The sequence below is a fragment of the Streptomyces sp. C genome, from assembly GCF_000158895.1.
In the GTDB taxonomy this organism is placed as follows: domain Bacteria; phylum Actinomycetota; class Actinomycetes; order Streptomycetales; family Streptomycetaceae; genus Streptomyces; species Streptomyces racemochromogenes.
The window spans coordinates 4682549-4699568 of the sequence record NZ_GG657750.1 but is presented as its reverse complement, the minus strand read 5'-3'; the positions used below and the strand labels follow the sequence as shown (position 1 = coordinate 4699568).

Here is a 17020-nt window from a genome sequence, read left to right as displayed (position 1 = left end):
CCGGTAGACCGGGCTGAACGGGTGAATTCTCCCTAAACTGGACACGTCCCATCCAGCACGGGAGCCCACTATGACATTCGTACAACTGGTTGATTACCGGACTCACCAGCCCGAGGCGATGAACGACCTGCTGGACAAGTACGTCGCCCAGAGCCAGGGCAAGCGCACGGTCACCCACAGCGTCGTGGGCAAGGACCGCGACCAGACGGACCACTACGTGAACTTCGTCGAGTTCCCTTCGTACGAGGAGGCCATGAAGAACTCCAACCTCCCCGAGACGGACCGAATGTTCCACGAGATGACGGCCCTGTGCGACGGCATGCCGACGTTCACCAACCTCGACACGGTCCGCGACGAGCACCTCAACACCCTGATGGTGAACCGGATGTACGACGACATCGCGATGAAGGGCGACATGTCCGTCATCGAGGAGATCTTCGCCCCGGACTACCGCGACCACGACATCTCCAACCCCGAGGACAAGCACGGCTATGCCGCGATCCGCGAGGACGTGGAGATGTGGCGCGCCGCCTTCGACTTCTCCTTCACCCGTGACGCCCAGATGGCGCAGGACGACTACGTCACCACGCTGTGGACCTGGACCGGCACGCACAAGGGCGAGTTCATGGGCGTCGCCCCCACCGGCAAGTCCTGCACGATGACGGGCACCACGGTCTTCCGGTGCCAGGACGGCATGATCAAGGAAGGCTGGTGGCACTACGACGCCATGGGCCTGATGCGGCAGCTCGGCATGATGGAGTGACGCCCGCTCAGGCGGCCCCGGACGGCCCCGGAAAACGGGAAGGCCCCCGTCCCACCGTGTGAACGGCGGGCGGGGGCCTTCTCGTCGAAGCGCGCGGACGCGTCGCGTCAGTGGCTGTGGCCGTGACCGTGGCCGTGACCGGCCTCGGCCTCCTCCTCCGCCGGCTTCTCGACGACCAGGGTCTCGGTCGTGAGCAGCAGGGAGGCGATGGAGGCGGCGTTCTCCAGGGCGGAGCGGGTGACCTTGACCGGGTCGATGACGCCGGCCTTGACCAGGTCGCCGTACTCGCCGGTGGCGGCGTTGAAGCCCTGGCCCTTGTCGAGCTCGGAGACCTTCGCAGTGATGACGTAGCCCTCGAGGCCCGCGTTCTCGGCGATCCAGCGCAGCGGCTCGACGGCGGCGCGGCGGACCACGGAGACGCCGGTGCCCTCGTCGCCGGTCAGGCCGAGGTTGCCCTCCAGGACCTTGACGGCGTGGACGAGCGCGGAGCCACCGCCGGAGACGATGCCCTCCTCGACCGCGGCGCGGGTCGCCGAGATGGCGTCCTCGAGACGGTGCTTCTTCTCCTTGAGCTCCACCTCGGTGGCGGCGCCCACCTTGATGACGCAGACGCCGCCGGCGAGCTTCGCCAGGCGCTCCTGCAGCTTCTCGCGGTCCCAGTCGGAGTCCGTGGACTCGATCTCGGCCTTGATCTGGTTGACGCGGCCCGCGACGTCAGCGGCGTTGCCGCCACCGTCGACGATGGTCGTGTCGTCCTTGGAGATGGTCACGCGGCGCGCGGAACCGAGGACGTCCAGACCGGCCTGGTCGAGCTTGAGGCCGACCTCCTCGGCGATGACGGTGGCACCGGTGAGGGTGGCCATGTCCTGGAGCATCGCCTTGCGGCGGTCGCCGAAGCCCGGAGCCTTGACGGCCACCGCGTTGAAGGTGCCGCGGATCTTGTTGACGACGAGGGTGGAGAGGGCCTCGCCCTCGACGTCCTCGGCGATGATCAGCAGCGGCTTGGAGCCACCCGCCTGGATGACCTTCTCCAGCAGCGGCAGGAGGTCCTGGATGGAGGAGATCTTGCCCTGGTTGATCAGGATGTACGGGTCGTCGAGGACGGCCTCCATACGCTCCTGGTCGGTGACCATGTACGGGGAGAGGTAGCCCTTGTCGAAGGCCATGCCCTCGGTGAACTCGAGCTCCAGGCCGAAGGCGTTGGACTCCTCGACGGTGATGACACCGTCCTTGCCGACCTTGTCCATCGCCTCGGCGATGAGCTCGCCGACCTGGGCGTCCTGCGCGGAGAGCGCGGCCACGGCGGCGATGTCCGACTTGTCCTCGATCGGGCGGGCGGTCGCGAGGAGGTCCTCGGACACGGCCTTGACCGCGGCGTCGATGCCCTTCTTCAGGGCGGCCGGGGAGGCGCCGGCGGCGACGTTGCGCAGACCCTCGCGGACGAGCGCCTGGGCCAGCACGGTGGCGGTGGTGGTGCCGTCACCCGCGATGTCGTTGGTCTTGGTCGCCACCTCCTTCACCAGCTGCGCGCCGAGGTTCTCGTACGGGTCGTCCAGCTCGACCTCGCGGGCGATGGTGACGCCGTCGTTGGTGATGGTGGGGGCGCCGAACTTCTTGTCGATGACGACGTTGCGGCCCTTGGGGCCGATCGTCACCTTGACCGTGTCGGCAAGCTTGTTGACGCCGCGCTCGAGGGCGCGACGGGCGTCCTCGTCGAACTTCAGGATCTTCGCCATGGGAGCGGTTCAGCCCTCTCGAAAACTCGGGTTTAACGAACCGCGCCCCTCGCCGCCCGGCAATCAGCGGGGTGACCAGGGGCGCAGCTCAAGCAAACTTCTTGAAGCGAATTACTTCTCGACGATCGCGAGCACGTCGCGGGCCGAGAGGACGAGGTACTCCTCGCCGCTGTACTTCACTTCGGTGCCGCCGTACTTGCTGTACAGCACGATGTCGCCGACGTTGACGTCCAGCGGGAGACGCTGGCCGTCCTCGAAGCGGCCCGGGCCCACCGCGAGGACGACGCCCTCCTGGGGCTTCTCCTTCGCGGTGTCCGGGATGACCAGGCCGGAGGCCGTGGTCTGCTCGGCGTCGAGCGGCTGGACCACGATGCGGTCCTCAAGCGGCTTGATGGCAACCTTGGAGCTGGCGGTCGTCACGATCCGACCTCCCCCTTCGGAGATCCGGGGTTAACTGTCTGAGGTGGCGACCAGGTCGATCCGTCGTCGCGGGTGCCGGACCAGCCTGTCGCTGTGTTGGCACTCACCGGGGGCGAGTGCCAGGTGTGACACTATTCCGGCGATTAGCACTCGGTCAAGCGGAGTGCCAACACGGTCCGCTGGTTCCACGTATTCCAGCCGCCGAACCCCCCGTTCGGCTGAACCCCGACCCACCGGGAACCGGACCGCTGCGCCCCGGGGCCCGAGGAGCCGCTGCCCGGTATGTGGGGCTTGGGGCGTGCGCATCCTCGTGGTCGAAGACGCGCAGAACCTGGCCGAATAAGTGGCCGACGGCGGTCCGGGGATCCCGGAGCGCGGCTCACGACACTCCCCGTCGAGGGCTTCGGAAGGAACCATGGGGAGGACATCAACGTCGTAGAAGATATGAAGATAAAGCGCCTCATTGCCGAGCAGATCGGTCCACGGTCGACCACTGCGACGACCCCGAGCGCGCCGGACGCCGCGCCGTCCCCTTCTTCTCCCTCCCTCCCACCTTCCCCCGCATCGCCCCCGTCATCCGCCCCTCCGCCGCCCCGGCCGGAGCAGGGCGCGATCGACGGCGGCGGTATCCCGTGCGTGGACTGAGGCCCCGAACGGTGGCGGGCGCCCGCCGCCGCACCGAAGCGCTGCTGCTGCTCCTGGTCATCGGCATCGCCGTCTTCGGCCACGTCAGCGCCGGGCTGGCCATGAACGGCGAGCTGCCCCAGCACCTCACCAGCTTCGTCATCAGCATGACGCTGCTGTCCCTGGTGGGGCACCTGGGCATCCGCCGGTTCGCGGCCTACGCGGACCCCCTGGTCTTCCCGCTCGCGATGCTGCTCACCGGGCTGGGGCTGGTGCTCATCCACCGGCTCGACCAGGGGTACATCGAGCGGTGGAACTCCACGGCCAACGCGCCCGACCAGCTGATGTGGACGGTGGTCGGCGTCGCCGCCTGCCTCCTGGTGGTGGCGCTGCTGCGCGACCACCGGCTGCTCCAGCGCTTCATCTACATCACGATGGCCGTCGCGCTCGTGCTGCTGATCGCGCCGGCGTTCTTCGGCGCGGACACGTACGGCGCCAAGCGCTGGATCATCCTGTTCGGCTTCTCGCTCCAGCCCGGCGAGTTCGTGAAGATCATGATCGCGATCTTCTTCGCGGGCTACCTGGTCATCCACCGCGACTCCCTGGCCCTGACGGGGCGGAAGTTCCTGGGCATGCGGCTGCCGCCGATGCGGCAGCTCGGGCCGATCATCACCGTGTGGATCATCTCGCTGCTCGTGCTCGTCTTCGAGCGCGACCTCGGTACGTCGCTGATCTTCTTCGGCGTCTTCGTGGTGATGCTGTACGTGGCCACCGAGCGCACCAGCTGGATCGTGTGCGGCCTGCTGATGGCGGCCGTGGGCGCGTTCGTCGTCGGCTCGACGGAACCCCACGTCAAGGGCCGCGTCGCCGCCTGGCTGAACCCCCTGGCCGTCTACTCGCCGAACCCCCCGAAGGGCCTCGACTCGGAGCAGTCCGCCCAGGCGCTGTTCAGCTTCGGCACCGGCGGCGTCTCGGGCACCGGCCTCGGGATGGGACACCCGGAGCTGATCAAGTTCGCGGGGCGCAGCGACTTCATCCTGACGACGGTGGGCGAGGAACTCGGCCTGGCCGGGGTCATGGCCGTGCTGATCGTCTACGCCCTGCTCGTACAACGGGGCCTGCGCATGGCGCTGGCCGCGCGGGACCCGTTCGGCAAGCTGCTGGCGGTGGGCCTGGCGGCGGCGCTGGCGCTCCAGGTCTTCGTGGTCGCCGGCGGCGTGACGGGCCTGATCCCCCTGACCGGCAAGGCCCTCCCCTTCCTGGCGAAGGGCGGCTCGTCACTACTGGCCAACTGGATCATGATCGCCCTGCTGCTGCGCATCAGCGACAGCGCGGAACGCCAACGGGAAGCCGACGCGATGGGCCCGGCGGAAACGACCATCACCCCGGTGGTGCCGACGGGGGCGGGGGCGCGCTGAGGGGGCTAGTGGCCGTAAGGGCTTCGCATGTTCACGAAGCGGAGCTCCACATCGGTGGTCAGGTAGTCCATTCGACGCTCCCAGAAGTCCCGCAGGTGCGGGAGCGCCAGGTGGGCGTCCAGGTCGGCCTGGCTGCGCCACGCCTCGTAGAAGACGAAGACACCGGGCTCCTCCCGGTCCTCGTGGAAGTGGTACTCCAGGCAGCCGGGCTCCCGCCGGGTGGGCTCGACGAAGGAGAGCAGGAGCTCCATGAGCTCCTGGGCGCGTTCCGGCTTGGAGCGGGCGACGCCGACGAGCGTGACGAGCTGGTCCATCAAGGTTCTCCCCCACAGTTAGGTACGACTGAGTTCGTACCTCCCGGACGCTAGCACCCACCAGAGGTAAGATCCAATTCATACCCAAGGGAGGAGGTCGCCACCATGCCCGACGACGAGGGTCACCCGACCGTCGAAGAGATCGAGCTCGGCAGAGTGCTGTCCGCGCTCGCCGATCCCCTGCGCCGCCGCGTGGTGCGCGAGCTGGCCGTTGCCCCGGAAGGCACCGCGCGCACCTGCGCCTCCTTCTCGCTCCCGGTCTCGAAGGCGACGGTCACCCACCACTTCCGCACCCTGCGGGAGGCCGGCCTGATCCACCAGGTCCACCGCGGCAACAGCCGGATGGCAGGCCTGCGCCGAGCCGACATCGAGGCCCGCTTCCCCGGACTCCTGGCCATCCTGACGGCCGAGCCGCCCGGTGATGACCGCGTAGTGGTCTGACGCCGGGGCGTTCACCCACCGGTGCCCGTGCGGGCGCCGTACTCGCCTCCCCGGGAGGCCGGCTCCTCGAGCACCACGGCGGTGCGCCCGGTGAGGCAGGCGCGGCGCAGGGTGTCGTCGGGAGCCGACCCGGGTGAACGGCCACCCGGCGCTCCTGATGCGGATCGACGGCGAGGTCGAGATGGTCGTGCCGAGGCGGATCGACGAAGGCCTCGTCACCGGCCTCTACACCGTCCGCAACCCGCAGAAACTGACGCGCATGGAGCACGAGACGGCACTGGGGCGCTGGGCCGCTGGGCCGCTGGCGGCGGGGGCCGGCTATCTCCCCCTCGAGGGGGTGGGGGTTGGGCGGTGGCTGCCCACCCGCCCCCTTGGGTGTGGGCCGGGGGCCGGGGGGGCGGTGCCCCTCATCCAAGGGGGCGCGTGGGCAGCCACCGCCCGGCCCCACGGGGTCGAGGGGGAGATAGCGGGCCCGCGCCGTGAGCCCCGCGCCGTGAGCCCCGCGCCCCGCGCCCCGCCCCCTACAAGTAGTCCTCCAGGCGGGCGATCTTGTAGCCCTGGTCCTGTATGCGCTGGAGCATCTTGGTCGTCATCTGGGTCTCCGTCTCGCCCTTGAGCTCCGACGGGCCTCGGAAGTGGGCCAGGATGATGTCACCGGGCTTGAGGGCGGAGCCCTCCGCGTACTGGAAGTCGTTTATCTGCATCGACGCCCGCCACAGGACCACCGTCGGGGCGCCGCATTCGGCGGCGGCCCTGAGGGTGTCGTCGTTGTAGTTCCCGAACGGCGGGCGGAAGAGCGGGGGCCGCTTGCCGAAGCGCTTCTCCAGATGGTCCTGCTGCCCGCATATCTCCTTCTTCTGCGCCGCGAAGGGCAGGGTGCGGAGGTTCGGGTGGGTCAGGGTGTGGTTGTTGACCGTGCTGCCGGAGCCGTTGTCGCGGAGCTTCTCGAAGTGGCCGTAGTCCGAGGAGGCCACGTTGTCGGTCAGGAACATGCTGATCGGCAGCTTCAGGTCGGCCGCCATCTTCAGGAACTCGGGGTCCTTCTCCGCACCGTCGTCGAAGGTCAGGAAGACGACCTTCTCCGTCGGCGCGACGGGTATTCGGTCCAGCACGGCCGCCTTGCCCGGCGCGGCCTTGGGGAGTTGGGGCTTCTGCGCCGGCTTGGGGGCGTACTGGAGGGGGGCCTTCAGGCCCCACTTCCGGTACGCCTCGTCCCCCGCCGCACCGGCCTGCCCGGAGCTCGCCGCAGGGGCCGGCGCGGACGGGGAGGTCGACGGGGACGCGCTGTCCGGCGCGGTCTTGCGGCCCAGCCGTTCGATGGGGTCCACACTGTTCCCGCATCCCGTCAGGGACAGCGCGAGCGCGCCGGCCGTCAGCGTCCCGGCTACCAACCGGCGCGCGTACCTCACAAGTAGTCCTCCAGGCGGGCCACGGCGTATCCCTTGTCCGTGACGGTCTTCATGACATGACGGATCATGTCAGGCATCGTGCCCTTCCAGTCCTCCCGGCCCCGGAAGTGCGTGAGGATGATGTCACCGGGGTGGAGGTCGCGGTCCCATTCGCGGTAGTCCATCCGGTTCACGAACGCCTCGGCGTTCCACAGCGGAACCGCCTTGATGCCGCAGGACTTGGCGGCCTTCAGCGTGTCCTGGTTGTAGTTGCCGTACGGCGGGCGGAAGAGCGTGGGCCGCTTGCCGAACTGCTTCTGGATGGTGTCCTGCTGGCCGCAGATCTCCTCGCGCTGCTGCTCGTACGAGAGGCCGGGCATGTAGCGGTGGTTGAGGGTGTGGTTGTTCAGGGTGACGCCCGCGGCCTGCATCTCCTTGAAGTAGGGGTAGTTGTCGCGCACGAGGTAGTCGCTGAGGAACGCCGTGTAGGGGATCTTCAGCTCGCTCATCATCCTGATGAACTCGGGGTCCTTCTCGGCCCCGTCGTCCACGGTCAGGAAGACGACCTTGTCCTCGGTCGGGACGGTGGTGAAGACCGGGGGCAGTTCGTCCTGGTCCTCGACCTCGAAGCCCTCGCGCGTGGTGATCTCGGGCTTCGTCTTCGGCGCGGCCGGGGCCAGGAGCGGCGTCTTGGCCAGCCGCCACTTCTTCGCGGCGGCGATCCGCGCCTGCTGGGCGGCCTTGAGCTTCTCGGCGGAGTTGGCGAGCGCACCGGCCGCGCCGCCCGCCTCCGCCCCCTGGCCGGGCTTGCCCTTGGCCGGCTTCTCGGGCTCCGTGGCCCCGCACCCCGTACCGAGGGCGGCGACCAGCAGTGCGGCCAGGGCCACCCCGTACCGGCCGCGCGGGTGCCGCGCGGGCCGGAGACCAAACTGCGAACTATTTCCCTGTTGTCGTACAAGCTGCATAGCAGCGGATGTTTTCACCATACGACTCCGCGTCCCGGGCGACACCACGGCCGGACGCCCGCCTTCCACCGGCTGGCCCACAATGAACCGGTGACCCCCGAAGACTTCGCCGCGCTCCTCACCCCCGAGGGCCGCGCCCTCCTCGACTCCCTCCGCGACTACGACCCCGCACAGGAGCTGGCCGTGGCCACCCGGCTGCGCCGCGAGCACCCCGCCGGGCTGGTGTCGGCCGCGCTGGGGCAGGCCCGGCTGAGGCAGCGGGCGGTGGCGAAGTTCGGGGCCGAGGACGCCTTCCGGATGTACTTCACGCCCGGCGGCGGGGAGATGGCCACCCGCGCGCCGGTGGCCGCGTACCGGGCGGAACGGCTCCACGGGCTCGGCGTACGGAGCGTCGCGGACCTGTGCTGCGGGATCGGCGGGGACGCGCTGGCGCTCGCGCGGCGCGGGATCCGGGTGCTGGCGGTGGACCTCGACCCGCTGACGGTGGCCGTCGCGCGGGCCAATGCGGAGGCGCTGGGGCTGGCGGACCTGATCGAGGTCCGGGAGGCGGACGTGACGGCGGTCGACGTGTCCGCGTACGACGCCGTCTTCCTGGACCCGGCGCGGCGCGGCGGGCGGGGTCGGATCTTCGACCCCGAGTCGTACTCGCCGCCGCTGTCGTGGGCGGTGGAGGCGGCGCGGGCGGCGAAGTTCGCCGCCATCAAGATCGCACCCGGGATCCCGCACGAGGCGGTGCCGGCGGAGGCCGAGGCCGAGTGGATCTCCGACCACGGGGACGTGAAGGAGGCCGTGCTGTGGTTCGGCACCGCCCCCGGCACGGTACGGGCCACCCTGCTGCCGGGACCGGTCGGGCTGGAGACCGCCGAGCCGCTGCCGGACCCGGCGGCGGGGCCGGTCGGGCGCTGGCTGTACGAGCCCGACGGGGCGGTGATCCGGGCGCACCTCGTCGCGGAGGTGGCCGCGCGGCTGGACGGGCGGCTCATCGACCCGACCATCGCGTACATCACGGCCGACGAGCTGCGGGAGACGCCGTACGCGACGGCGTACGAGATCACGGACGTGCTGCCGTTCGGGCTGAAGAAGCTGAAGGCGCTGCTGCGGGAGCGGGGGGTCGGGATCCTGACGGTGAAGAAGCGGGGGTCCGCGATCGAGCCGGAGGAGCTCCGCAGGAAGGTCAAGCCGCAGGGGCCGAACTCGGCGACGGTGTTCCTGACGCGGGTGGCGGGGGCGCCGGCGATGCTCATCGGGCATCCTGCCGCCGGGCGGGGGTAACGGCCCCTGGCCGGGGCCGTTACGGGGCCCGTGCCGCGCCACCGCGCGAGCGGCCCCGTGCTGCGCCCGGGCCTTCGGGGCTCCGCCCCGGACCCCGGGCCTCAAGCGCCGGCGGGGCTGGATTCTGCCGGCCGGGGCCGGGGCCGGGGCGCGCGGGCGCGCGGGGCCGGGGTGGTCCAGCGGTGGTAGGCCGTGGCTTTGGCCAGGCCCAGGAGGGCGGTGATCCACAGGATCATGCCGCATCCGGTGAAGTAGGCGACCTCCCCGTACGTGTCCGTGCCCGGCCGCGCTCCGGACGCCGACGCGAACGCCAGCCAGAGGCCGAAGCCGCCCAGGGCGAGGGAGGCCGTCAGCCACACCGCGCTGCGGGCCGGGGCGCGCAGGCGGGCGTCCGCCTCGGGGTCGTGGCCCGCCAGGACCCAGGCGCACAGCAGCCGGCGTACCCGCCGCTCCTGCCGGGCACCCCGCGCGAGGCAGAGCCCGGCGTACAGCAGGACCGCCGCCCCCGCCGCGGAGCAGGCGACGCCGCCGAGCCCGCCGCCCGCGGTGAAGGCCGTCACGGCCAGGCCGGCCAGGGTCCAGCCCAGCGCGAAGGCCCCCGCGACGCACCAGAGCGACAGCAGCCGCCCCAGGCCCAGGCTGCGCCGGCTCAGGTCCGCGAGGAAACGCTCGCGGTCGGCCCGTACGGCGCCCTCGTCCAGCCACTCGCGCAGGTGCGCGGGCGGCGGCGGAGGCGGTAGCTCACGCGCGGGAAGTCTCGGCATGGGCATGACCCTAACGGCGGCCGTTCGAGCTTCGCCGCAGCACTCCTCGACCCCCGCCCCGACCAGGGCCTCAGCCGGCGCCCGTGGTCTCCACCGACTCGAACCGCCAGCGGTGCACCGCCCGGGTGATCAGGTCCGCGGCCGGCTCGGGCAGCTCGGGCAGGTCCGCCGCCAGGCCCTCGGGGACCTCCCACCAGGTGATCACGAGCACCCGGTCCTGCGGGGCGCGCAGCACCTCGCGGCGCACCGGCTCCCGGGCCAGTACCTGCGCCCGGGCCCACTCCATGAGTTCGTTGCCCCGGCCCGCGACGGCCCGGGCCTCCCACATCAGCGCGACGGTGCTCACGAGTAGAGGTTGTCCTTGCTGAGTTCGTGCACGTGGTCGTGGGAGTGGGAGTGGGAATGGGAGTGGCCGTGGCCGTGGCCGTGGCCGTGGCCGTCGCCGTGCTCGCCGTCGTGCGACGTGCCCGGGACGTGCGGGTCCGTCACCGGCAGCGAGGAGTCCGCCGACAGGTCCCAGTCGGAGGCCGGCCGGTTGCGCTTGACCATCTCCGCGCCCAGCGCAGCCACCATCGCGCCGTTGTCGGTGCACAGCTTCGGCCGCGGCACCCGCAGGATGATCCCCGCGTCGTCGCAGCGCTCCTGCGCGAGCGAGCGCAGACGGGAGTTGGCCGCCACGCCGCCGCCGATCATCAGGTGGTCGACGCCCTCGTCCTTGCAGGCGCGGATCGCCTTGCGCGTCAGCACGTCCACCACGGCCTCCTGGAAGGACGCGGCCACGTCGCGCACCGGCACCTCCTCGCCCGCGTTGCGCTTGGCCTCGATCCAGCGGGCGACCGCCGTCTTCAGGCCGGAGAAGGAGAAGTCGTACGCCGGGTCGCGCGGGCCCGTCAGGCCGCGCGGGAAGCTGATCGCCTTCGGGTCGCCCTCCTTCGCCAGGCGGTCGATGACGGGACCGCCGGGGAAGCCGAGCTGCAGCACGCGCGCGATCTTGTCGAAGGCCTCGCCCGCCGCGTCGTCGATGGTCGCGCCCAGCGGCCGTACGTCGCTGGTGATGTCCGGGGCGAGGAGCAGCGAGGAGTGCCCGCCGGAGACCAGCAGCGCCATGGTGGGCTCGGGCAGCGGCCCGTGCTCCAGCTGGTCGACGCAGATGTGGGAGGCGAGGTGGTTGACCCCGTACAGCGGCTTGCCGAGCGCGTACGCGTACGCCTTCGCCGCCGAGACGCCCACCAGCAGCGCCCCCGCGAGGCCGGGGCCGGCCGTGACGGCGATGCCGTCGAGGTCGCGGGCGCTGACCCCGGCTTCCTTCAGGGCGCGCTCGATGGTGGGGACCATCGCCTCCAGGTGGGCGCGGGAGGCCACTTCGGGCACGACCCCGCCGAAGCGGGCGTGCTCGTCGACGCTCGACGCGACCGCGTCGGCCAGCAGGGTGGTGCCGCGGACGACGCCGACGCCGGTCTCGTCGCAGGAGGTCTCGATGCCGAGGACGAGCGGTTCGTCAGCCATTGCTCTCACTGCTCTCAGGGTTTTCGTTTCGGGTCTGTGCCGGGTCGGTCAGGCGCATCACGAGCGCGTCGACGTTGCCGGGCTGGTAGTAGCCGCGCCGGAAGCCGATCGGCTCGAAGCCGAACCGCTCGTAGAGCCGCTGGGCGCGGGTGTTGTCCACCCGTACCTCCAGTAGCACCTCGGCGCACTCGAAGGCGGTGGCGGCGCGCAGCAGGTCGGTGAGGAGCCGGGCGCCGAGGCCCGTGCCCCACTGGTCCTTGGCGGCCGCGATGGTCTGTACGTCGCCCAGGTCGCCGGCGGCGGCCAGTCCGGCGTAGCCGACGATGCGGCCGGTGTCCGGCTCTTCGGCGACGACGTAGTGGCGGGTGGCCTGCGGGCCGCGCGCGTGGGCGAGTTCGGACCAGAACATCCCGGCCGACCAGGCGTCGTCGGGGAACAGCTCGTGTTCCAGCTCCAGCACCGGTTCGATGTCCCACCAGCGCATCTCGCGCAGCACTGCGGTCGGGGCCGTCACTGCGGGGTGACCACCTTGTAGTTCTTGGGGACCTGCGCGTCGGGGCGGCGCAGGTACAGCGGCGTCGGGGGCAGGAACGCCTCCCCCGCCGCGAGGCGTGCGGCGGCCAGGGCGGCCAGGGACGCGGCCGACTGGTGCACGGGGCCGCGGGCGTCCGGGAAGACGTCCGGGTAGAGGGTGGCTCCCTGCCCGACGGCGGGGAGGCCGGCGACCTGCTCGGCGATGTCGGCCGGGCGGTCGACGGCGGGCTCGCCGACGCGGGTGCGCGGGTCTTCGTAGCGCGCCCAGTAGACCTCCTTGCGCCGCGCGTCCGTGGCGACAGGAGGAAGGGGCCCTCGATCCCGGCGGCGCCGGCCGCGCACGCGAGGCCGTCGAGGGTGCACAGGCCGTGCACGGGGACGCCGAGGACGGCGGCGAAGGTGGAGGCGGTGACGAGGCCGACGCGGAGCCCGGTGTAGGGGCCGGGGCCGACGCCGACGACGATGCCGGTGACGGCTTCGAGCTTGACCCCGGCCTCGGCGAGGACCTGGTCGACGGAGGGCAGCAGGAGCTCCCCGTGGCGGCGGGCGTCGACCTGGTTCGACTCGGCGAGGACGGATTCCCCGTCGTGCAGGGCGACGGCGACGGCGGGCGTGGCGGTATCTACGGCGAGCAAGAGCACGCGAACAGCCTACGACTCCCCGGCCCCAGGGCCTTGCGGCCGGTCGGTGCGGGGGCCCGGCTGCTACCTTTCGACCGGGTACACACGCGGGTCGCCCGAGAGTTCGACGGCCCGAGGCGCGGAGAGGTGGAGCAAGGTGGCACGCAGCAGCTCGGGAATCGTGGCCGGGCTCACCGCGGTGGCGCTCGCCGCGATCGGCTTCCTGGGCTACCAGGCTTCCGCGACCGCGCCGGCGCATCCCGCGAAGCCCGCCGGGCAGGCCCCGGCCGCGGCGCAGAACCAGCCCCCGGCCAAGCAGGAGCCGGCGAAGCCGGCGGCGCTGCCGGCCGAGTCGGGTACGGGCACGCGGGTCGTGTACTCGGTGTCGCAGAAGCGGGTGTGGCTGGTCCAGGAGGACGGCAAGGAGCCGAAGACGTTCGCGGTGATGCCGAGCACGGTGCACCCGGTGCCCGGCAGCTACATGGTCGTCTCGCGTTCGGCGACGGTCACCGGCACGGACGGGGTGCCGATCGAGCACGTCGTGCGGTTCACCACCACCGACGGGATCGCGATCGGCTTCAGCGCCCGCGTGGACGGCACGATGCCGGAGCCGGACGCGGCGAAGAAGACCGGCGGGATCCGCATGGCGCGCGCGGACGGCGACGCGATGTGGGCGTTCGCGACGCGCGACACGAAGGTCGTCGTCGTCGCCTGACGGACCCCTCCACGGCGCCCCTCCACGGCGTCCCCGCGCGGGGACGCCGGGCGCGGTTCACCCGAACGTGGGATCAGGCCGCCTCGGGCTCCGGGGCGGCCCGTTCGGCGTCCGCGTCGGTCCCGGGCCCGGCCCCCGGTCCCGATCCGGGTTCGGCTTCTGCTCGGGGTTCCGCTTCGGCCCCGGCGCGCGCGGGCGGCGTGGACACCGCCGTGGCGGCCACGCCCGCGGCGAGCAGGGCCCGCATGGACACGACGGGCGCTCGCTCTGCTCCTGCTGCCGACATGGCTGCCTCCTGAGACCCGGGGACGCCGCACTTAGGTACACCTAACCAGCGCTCGGTACCATGTCATCACGCAAGCCTGCGCCAACGCAATATTTTCCCGACGAGTTGTCGGTACGTTGTCGGTACGTTGTCGCGGCGGTGGCCGGAACCACGGCGTCCCGGCGGCTACCGCGCCGCCAGCCCCGCCAGCTCCGCGCCGGCCCAGCGCTCGCCGACGCCGCGCAGCGCGACCTCGCGCACGTCGTCCAGGACCTCCTCGTGCCCGACGGCACGGCCGATCACCACGTGCAGCCGGTCGTCGGAGAGCTCCTCGACCTTGCCGTCGCCCCACTCCACGACGACCACGGACTCGGGCAGCGAGACGTCGAGGTCCAGGTCCTCCATCTCGTCGAGCCCGCCGCCGAGGCGGTACGCGTCCACGTGCACCAGCGGCGGACCGTCGCCCAGCGACGGGTGCACCCGGGCGATGACGAAGGTCGGCGAGGTCACGGCCCCGCGCACGCCCAGGCCCTCGCCCAGCCCGCGGGTCAGCGTGGTCTTGCCAGCGCCGAGTTCGCCGGTCAGCAGGACCAGGTCGCCGGGGCGCAGCAGGCCGGCGATCCTGCGGCCCAGCTCCTGCATGGAGGCGGGCGAGTCGACGGTGATCAGGGTTTCTGCGGCGGCCTCGGCCAGGGCCTCAGCGGCCGGGCTGCGCGGCGCTTCCCGCGGTACTTCTTCCATGTCCCCCAACGTTAGCCGCTGCGGGGACGGCTCCGGTGCGCGCGAGCAGGCCGGTCAGCAGCCCGGTCACGATGTCGGGGCGCTCCAGCATCATCAGGTGCCCGGTGTCCTCCAGGACCACCAGCTCGGCGGCCGGGAGCTGCTCCTTGATGGTCACACTGTGCGCGGCCGGGGTGATCATGTCCCGGTCCCCGGCGACGACGGTGACGGGGATGTCCGCGAACCGCTGGAGGGCGGCGCCCTTGTCGTGGGTCTGGAAGGCCGGGTAGAACTCCGCGACCACGTCGATCGGGGTCGCCTCGATGAGCCGCTCGGCGAAGCGCGCGACGCCGGGATCGACGTCGCGGGAGCCGAACGAGTACATCTTGATCATGCCGGCGAAGAGGTCGGCGGTGGCCCGGCGGCCCTTCTCCACCAGCTCGACCTGCGAGCCGAGCGCCTTCAGCACCCCGGGCAGGATCCGGCGCACCGCGCCCAGTCCGACGGACGGCAGCCCGTACGTCACCTCGCCGAGCCGGCCGCTGGAGGTGCCGACGAAGGCGACGCCGAGCACCCGGTCGCGGACCAGCTCCGGGAACTGCTCGGCGAGGGCCATGACGGTCATGCCGCCCATGGAGTGGCCGACGAGGACGAGCGGGCCCTCGGGCGCGGCCGCGTCGATGACGGCCTTCAGGTCGCGGCCGAGCTGCTCGATGGTCACCGGCACGCCGTCGGCCTGGGCCAGGCCCCGGGCGCTGCGGCCATGGCTGCGCTGGTCCCAGTACACGGAGCGGACGACGCCGCGCAGGGCGGCGCGCTGGAAGTGCCAGGAGTCCTGGGAGAGGCAGTAACCGTGACAGAAGACGACGGTGGCGCCCTCCGCCGGGTCCTTGCGCCGCAGGCGGCGCTTCTTGCCGTCCGCGGGCGGTTCGTCGACCTCGTAGTAGAGCTCGGTGCCGTCCTCGGCGCGGCAGCCGCCCTCGGTCCCGCGCAGCGAGCCGAAGTCCCCGGCGGCGTCGAGGGCGAGGCGCGCCTTCATCCGGATGCCGCGCCCCACGGTGATCCGTTCGACCGCGACACCGGCCGCGGCGCCCGCCGCCAGCACACCGATGGCAGCGCCGGCCCAGCCGGCCTTGCGCCAGTTCTCGCTCACGGCGTCGCCGTCCTCCCGCCAGGCCCGCTCGGCCCGCTCAGCCGCCGAGGTAGACCCGCGGCACCCTGCCTCCGATACGGGTGACGATCTCATACGCGATGGTGCCGGCGGCCTGGGCCCAGTCCTCGGCGGTCGGTTCGCCGCGCTCGGCGTCGCCGAAGATGACGGCCTCGTCGCCGGCTTCGGCGAGGTCCTCGCCGAGGTCCACGACGAACTGGTCCATGGCGATCCGACCGGCGGCGCGGCGGACCTTGCCGGCCACGAGCACCGGACCGCGGCCGGAGGCGTTGCGCGGGATGCCGTCGGCGTAGCCGGCGGGGACGAGGGCGAGGTGCGTCTCGGACTCGGTGACGTAGTGGTGGCCGTAGCTGACGCCGTGCCCGGCGGGGACCGTCTTGACCAGCGCGAGGGAGGCCTTGAGGGTCATGGCGGGGCGCAGCCCTAGCTGGGCGGGGGTGCCGAGTTCGGGCGAGGGGGAGACGCCGTAGACGGCGATCCCGGTGCGCACGAGGTCGAAGTGGGTCTCCGGGAGGGTCAGCGTCGCGGGCGAGTTGGCGATGTGCCGGACCTCGGGGTCGACGCCCTCCTTCTCCGCGTAGGCCAGCATGTCGCGGAAGGCGTCGAGCTGGAGCCGGATGGAGGGGTGGCCGGGCTCGTCGGCGCAGGCGAAGTGGGACCAGACGCCGGTGACCCGGACGGTGCCCTCGGCCTGCGCGGCGACGGCCGCGCCGACCAGCTCGGCCCAGTCGGCGGGCTGGCAGCCGTTGCGGCCGAGGCCGGTGTCGGCCTTGAGCTGGATGCGGGCGGGGCGGCCGGCCGCGCGGGCGGCGGCCCGGACCTCGTCCAGGGCCCACATCCCGCTGACGGACACGTCGAGGTCGGCCTCGACGGCCTCCCGCCAGGGCCCGCCGGGGGTCCAGAGCCAGCACATGATCCGCCCCCGGATCCCGGCGTCGCGCAGGGCGAGCGCCTCCTCGGGGGTGGCGGTGCCGAGCCAGCCGGCACCGGCCTCCTGGGCTGCGCGGGCGCACTGGACGGCACCGTGCCCGTAGGCGTTCGACTTGACGATGGCCATCAGCTCGGCCCGGGGCGCCCGCGCGCGCAGGGCGCGCACGTTGTCCCGTACCGCGTCAAGATCGATCTCGGCGCACACGCGCATCGGTGTCTCGTTCATCGCCCACAGTCTCTCAGAACACGTACGGCCCGGTGATCGGGCATGCTTCGCCCGCCTTGCCCCCTTTACAGCCCCGCCGGCCCATCCAGCCCCGCCGGCGCTTGCCCCACCCCCAGCCCCGCCGGCGCTTGCCCCACCCCCAGCCCCGCCGGCGTTTGAGGCGCGGGGGTCCGGGGGCGGAGCCCCCGGGAGGGGTCCGGGCGCAGCCCGGGGAACGGAGGAAGGGCG

Annotated in this window: 18 protein-coding genes and 1 pseudogene; 5 read left to right on the top strand and 14 right to left on the bottom strand. The window is 72.1% G+C overall.

Translation table 11 applies throughout. The annotated features are described in order from the left end of the window. Positions 1-70 precede the first annotated feature (70 nt). Positions 71-763, top strand: coding sequence for an ester cyclase (locus tag SSNG_RS21300; RefSeq protein WP_042801581.1), 693 nt, complete (start codon positions 71-73; stop codon positions 761-763). Between the two features lie 107 nt (positions 764-870). Here SSNG_RS21300 and groL read toward each other — a convergent pair whose 3' ends face one another. Continuing rightward, positions 871-2499, bottom strand: coding sequence for a chaperonin GroEL (gene groL / locus SSNG_RS21295; protein WP_007265953.1), 1629 nt, complete (start codon positions 2497-2499; stop codon positions 871-873). A gap of 111 nt (positions 2500-2610) precedes the next feature. Continuing rightward, positions 2611-2919, bottom strand: a complete 309-nt coding sequence (groES, locus tag SSNG_RS21290) for a co-chaperone GroES (RefSeq protein WP_007265952.1) — start codon at positions 2917-2919, stop codon at positions 2611-2613. 632 nt (positions 2920-3551) lie between these two features. Between groES and SSNG_RS21285 the strand changes: the two genes are divergently transcribed. Continuing rightward, on the top strand, positions 3552-4961 hold the full coding sequence (locus SSNG_RS21285) for an FtsW/RodA/SpoVE family cell cycle protein (protein ID WP_007265950.1): 1410 nt from the start codon (positions 3552-3554) through the stop codon (positions 4959-4961). A 5-nt stretch (positions 4962-4966) separates the two neighbouring features. Here the strand turns inward: SSNG_RS21285 and SSNG_RS21280 are convergent, their stop codons facing one another. Beyond that, a complete protein-coding gene (locus tag SSNG_RS21280) occupies positions 4967-5275 on the bottom strand; it encodes a putative quinol monooxygenase (RefSeq protein ID WP_007265949.1) in 309 nt (102 codons plus the stop codon). Between the two features lie 105 nt (positions 5276-5380). Here SSNG_RS21280 and SSNG_RS21275 point away from each other — a divergent pair, with 105 nt between their 5' ends. Then, positions 5381-5716, top strand: a complete 336-nt coding sequence (locus SSNG_RS21275) for a helix-turn-helix transcriptional regulator (RefSeq protein ID WP_007265948.1) — start codon at positions 5381-5383, stop codon at positions 5714-5716. A 521-nt stretch (positions 5717-6237) separates the two neighbouring features. Here the strand turns inward: SSNG_RS21275 and SSNG_RS21270 are convergent. Further along, a complete protein-coding gene (locus SSNG_RS21270; protein ID WP_241695090.1) occupies positions 6238-7125 on the bottom strand; it encodes a polysaccharide deacetylase family protein in 888 nt (295 codons plus the stop codon). Continuing rightward, entirely contained in the window at positions 7122-8069 is a 948-nt protein-coding gene (locus SSNG_RS21265; RefSeq protein WP_042801578.1) for a polysaccharide deacetylase family protein, read from the bottom strand. The genes SSNG_RS21270 and SSNG_RS21265 overlap by 4 nt, the downstream gene beginning before the upstream one ends. 72 nt (positions 8070-8141) lie before the next feature. Between SSNG_RS21265 and SSNG_RS21260 the strand changes: the two genes are divergently transcribed. Then, positions 8142-9341, top strand: a complete 1200-nt coding sequence (locus SSNG_RS21260) for a methyltransferase domain-containing protein (RefSeq protein ID WP_241695251.1) — start codon at positions 8142-8144, stop codon at positions 9339-9341. A 101-nt stretch (positions 9342-9442) separates the two neighbouring features. Here SSNG_RS21260 and SSNG_RS21255 read toward each other — a convergent pair whose 3' ends face one another. From SSNG_RS21255 to tsaB, 5 genes and pseudogenes are all read right to left on the bottom strand, one after another. Continuing rightward, a complete protein-coding gene (locus tag SSNG_RS21255) occupies positions 9443-10105 on the bottom strand; it encodes a hypothetical protein (RefSeq protein ID WP_206731317.1) in 663 nt (220 codons plus the stop codon). A 70-nt stretch (positions 10106-10175) separates the two neighbouring features. Then, positions 10176-10451 carry a hypothetical protein gene (locus tag SSNG_RS21250; protein WP_007265943.1) on the bottom strand — a complete coding sequence of 92 codons (276 nt, stop codon included), beginning with the start codon at positions 10449-10451 and terminating at the stop codon, positions 10176-10178. Next, positions 10448-11611, bottom strand: a complete 1164-nt coding sequence (gene tsaD, locus SSNG_RS21245; RefSeq protein ID WP_007265942.1) for a tRNA (adenosine(37)-N6)-threonylcarbamoyltransferase complex transferase subunit TsaD — start codon at positions 11609-11611, stop codon at positions 10448-10450. Before tsaD ends, SSNG_RS21250 begins: the two co-directional genes overlap by 4 nt. Continuing rightward, a complete protein-coding gene (gene rimI / locus SSNG_RS21240) occupies positions 11604-12125 on the bottom strand; it encodes a ribosomal protein S18-alanine N-acetyltransferase (RefSeq protein ID WP_007265941.1) in 522 nt (173 codons plus the stop codon). The genes tsaD and rimI overlap by 8 nt, the downstream gene beginning before the upstream one ends. Continuing rightward, positions 12122-12786 (bottom strand): annotated as a pseudogene (tsaB, locus tag SSNG_RS21235) (tRNA (adenosine(37)-N6)-threonylcarbamoyltransferase complex dimerization subunit type 1 TsaB). The gene rimI and the pseudogene tsaB overlap by 4 nt, the downstream one beginning before the upstream one ends. 136 nt (positions 12787-12922) lie before the next feature. On the opposite strand from tsaB, the gene SSNG_RS21230 reads away from it, so the two are divergent. Then, positions 12923-13480, top strand: coding sequence for a L,D-transpeptidase (locus SSNG_RS21230; RefSeq protein WP_007265939.1), 558 nt, complete (start codon positions 12923-12925; stop codon positions 13478-13480). 73 nt (positions 13481-13553) lie between these two features. Here the strand turns inward: SSNG_RS21230 and SSNG_RS21225 are convergent, their stop codons facing one another. The 4 genes from SSNG_RS21225 to alr form a co-directional block, all read right to left on the bottom strand. After that, positions 13554-13766: a hypothetical protein gene (locus tag SSNG_RS21225; protein ID WP_007265938.1), complete on the bottom strand. Its 213-nt coding sequence runs from the start codon at positions 13764-13766 to the stop codon at positions 13554-13556. Positions 13767-13931: 165 nt separating this feature from the next. Next, positions 13932-14486, bottom strand: coding sequence for a tRNA (adenosine(37)-N6)-threonylcarbamoyltransferase complex ATPase subunit type 1 TsaE (tsaE, locus tag SSNG_RS21220; protein ID WP_007265937.1), 555 nt, complete (start codon positions 14484-14486; stop codon positions 13932-13934). Continuing rightward, positions 14443-15618 carry an alpha/beta hydrolase gene (locus SSNG_RS21215; protein WP_007265936.1) on the bottom strand — a complete coding sequence of 392 codons (1176 nt, stop codon included), beginning with the start codon at positions 15616-15618 and terminating at the stop codon, positions 14443-14445. The genes tsaE and SSNG_RS21215 overlap by 44 nt, the downstream gene beginning before the upstream one ends. Positions 15619-15655: 37 nt before the next feature. Beyond that, positions 15656-16792 (bottom strand): alanine racemase, encoded by a 1137-nt coding sequence (gene alr / locus SSNG_RS21210; protein WP_007265935.1) that lies wholly within the window; start codon positions 16790-16792, stop codon positions 15656-15658. Positions 16793-17020 lie beyond the last annotated feature (228 nt).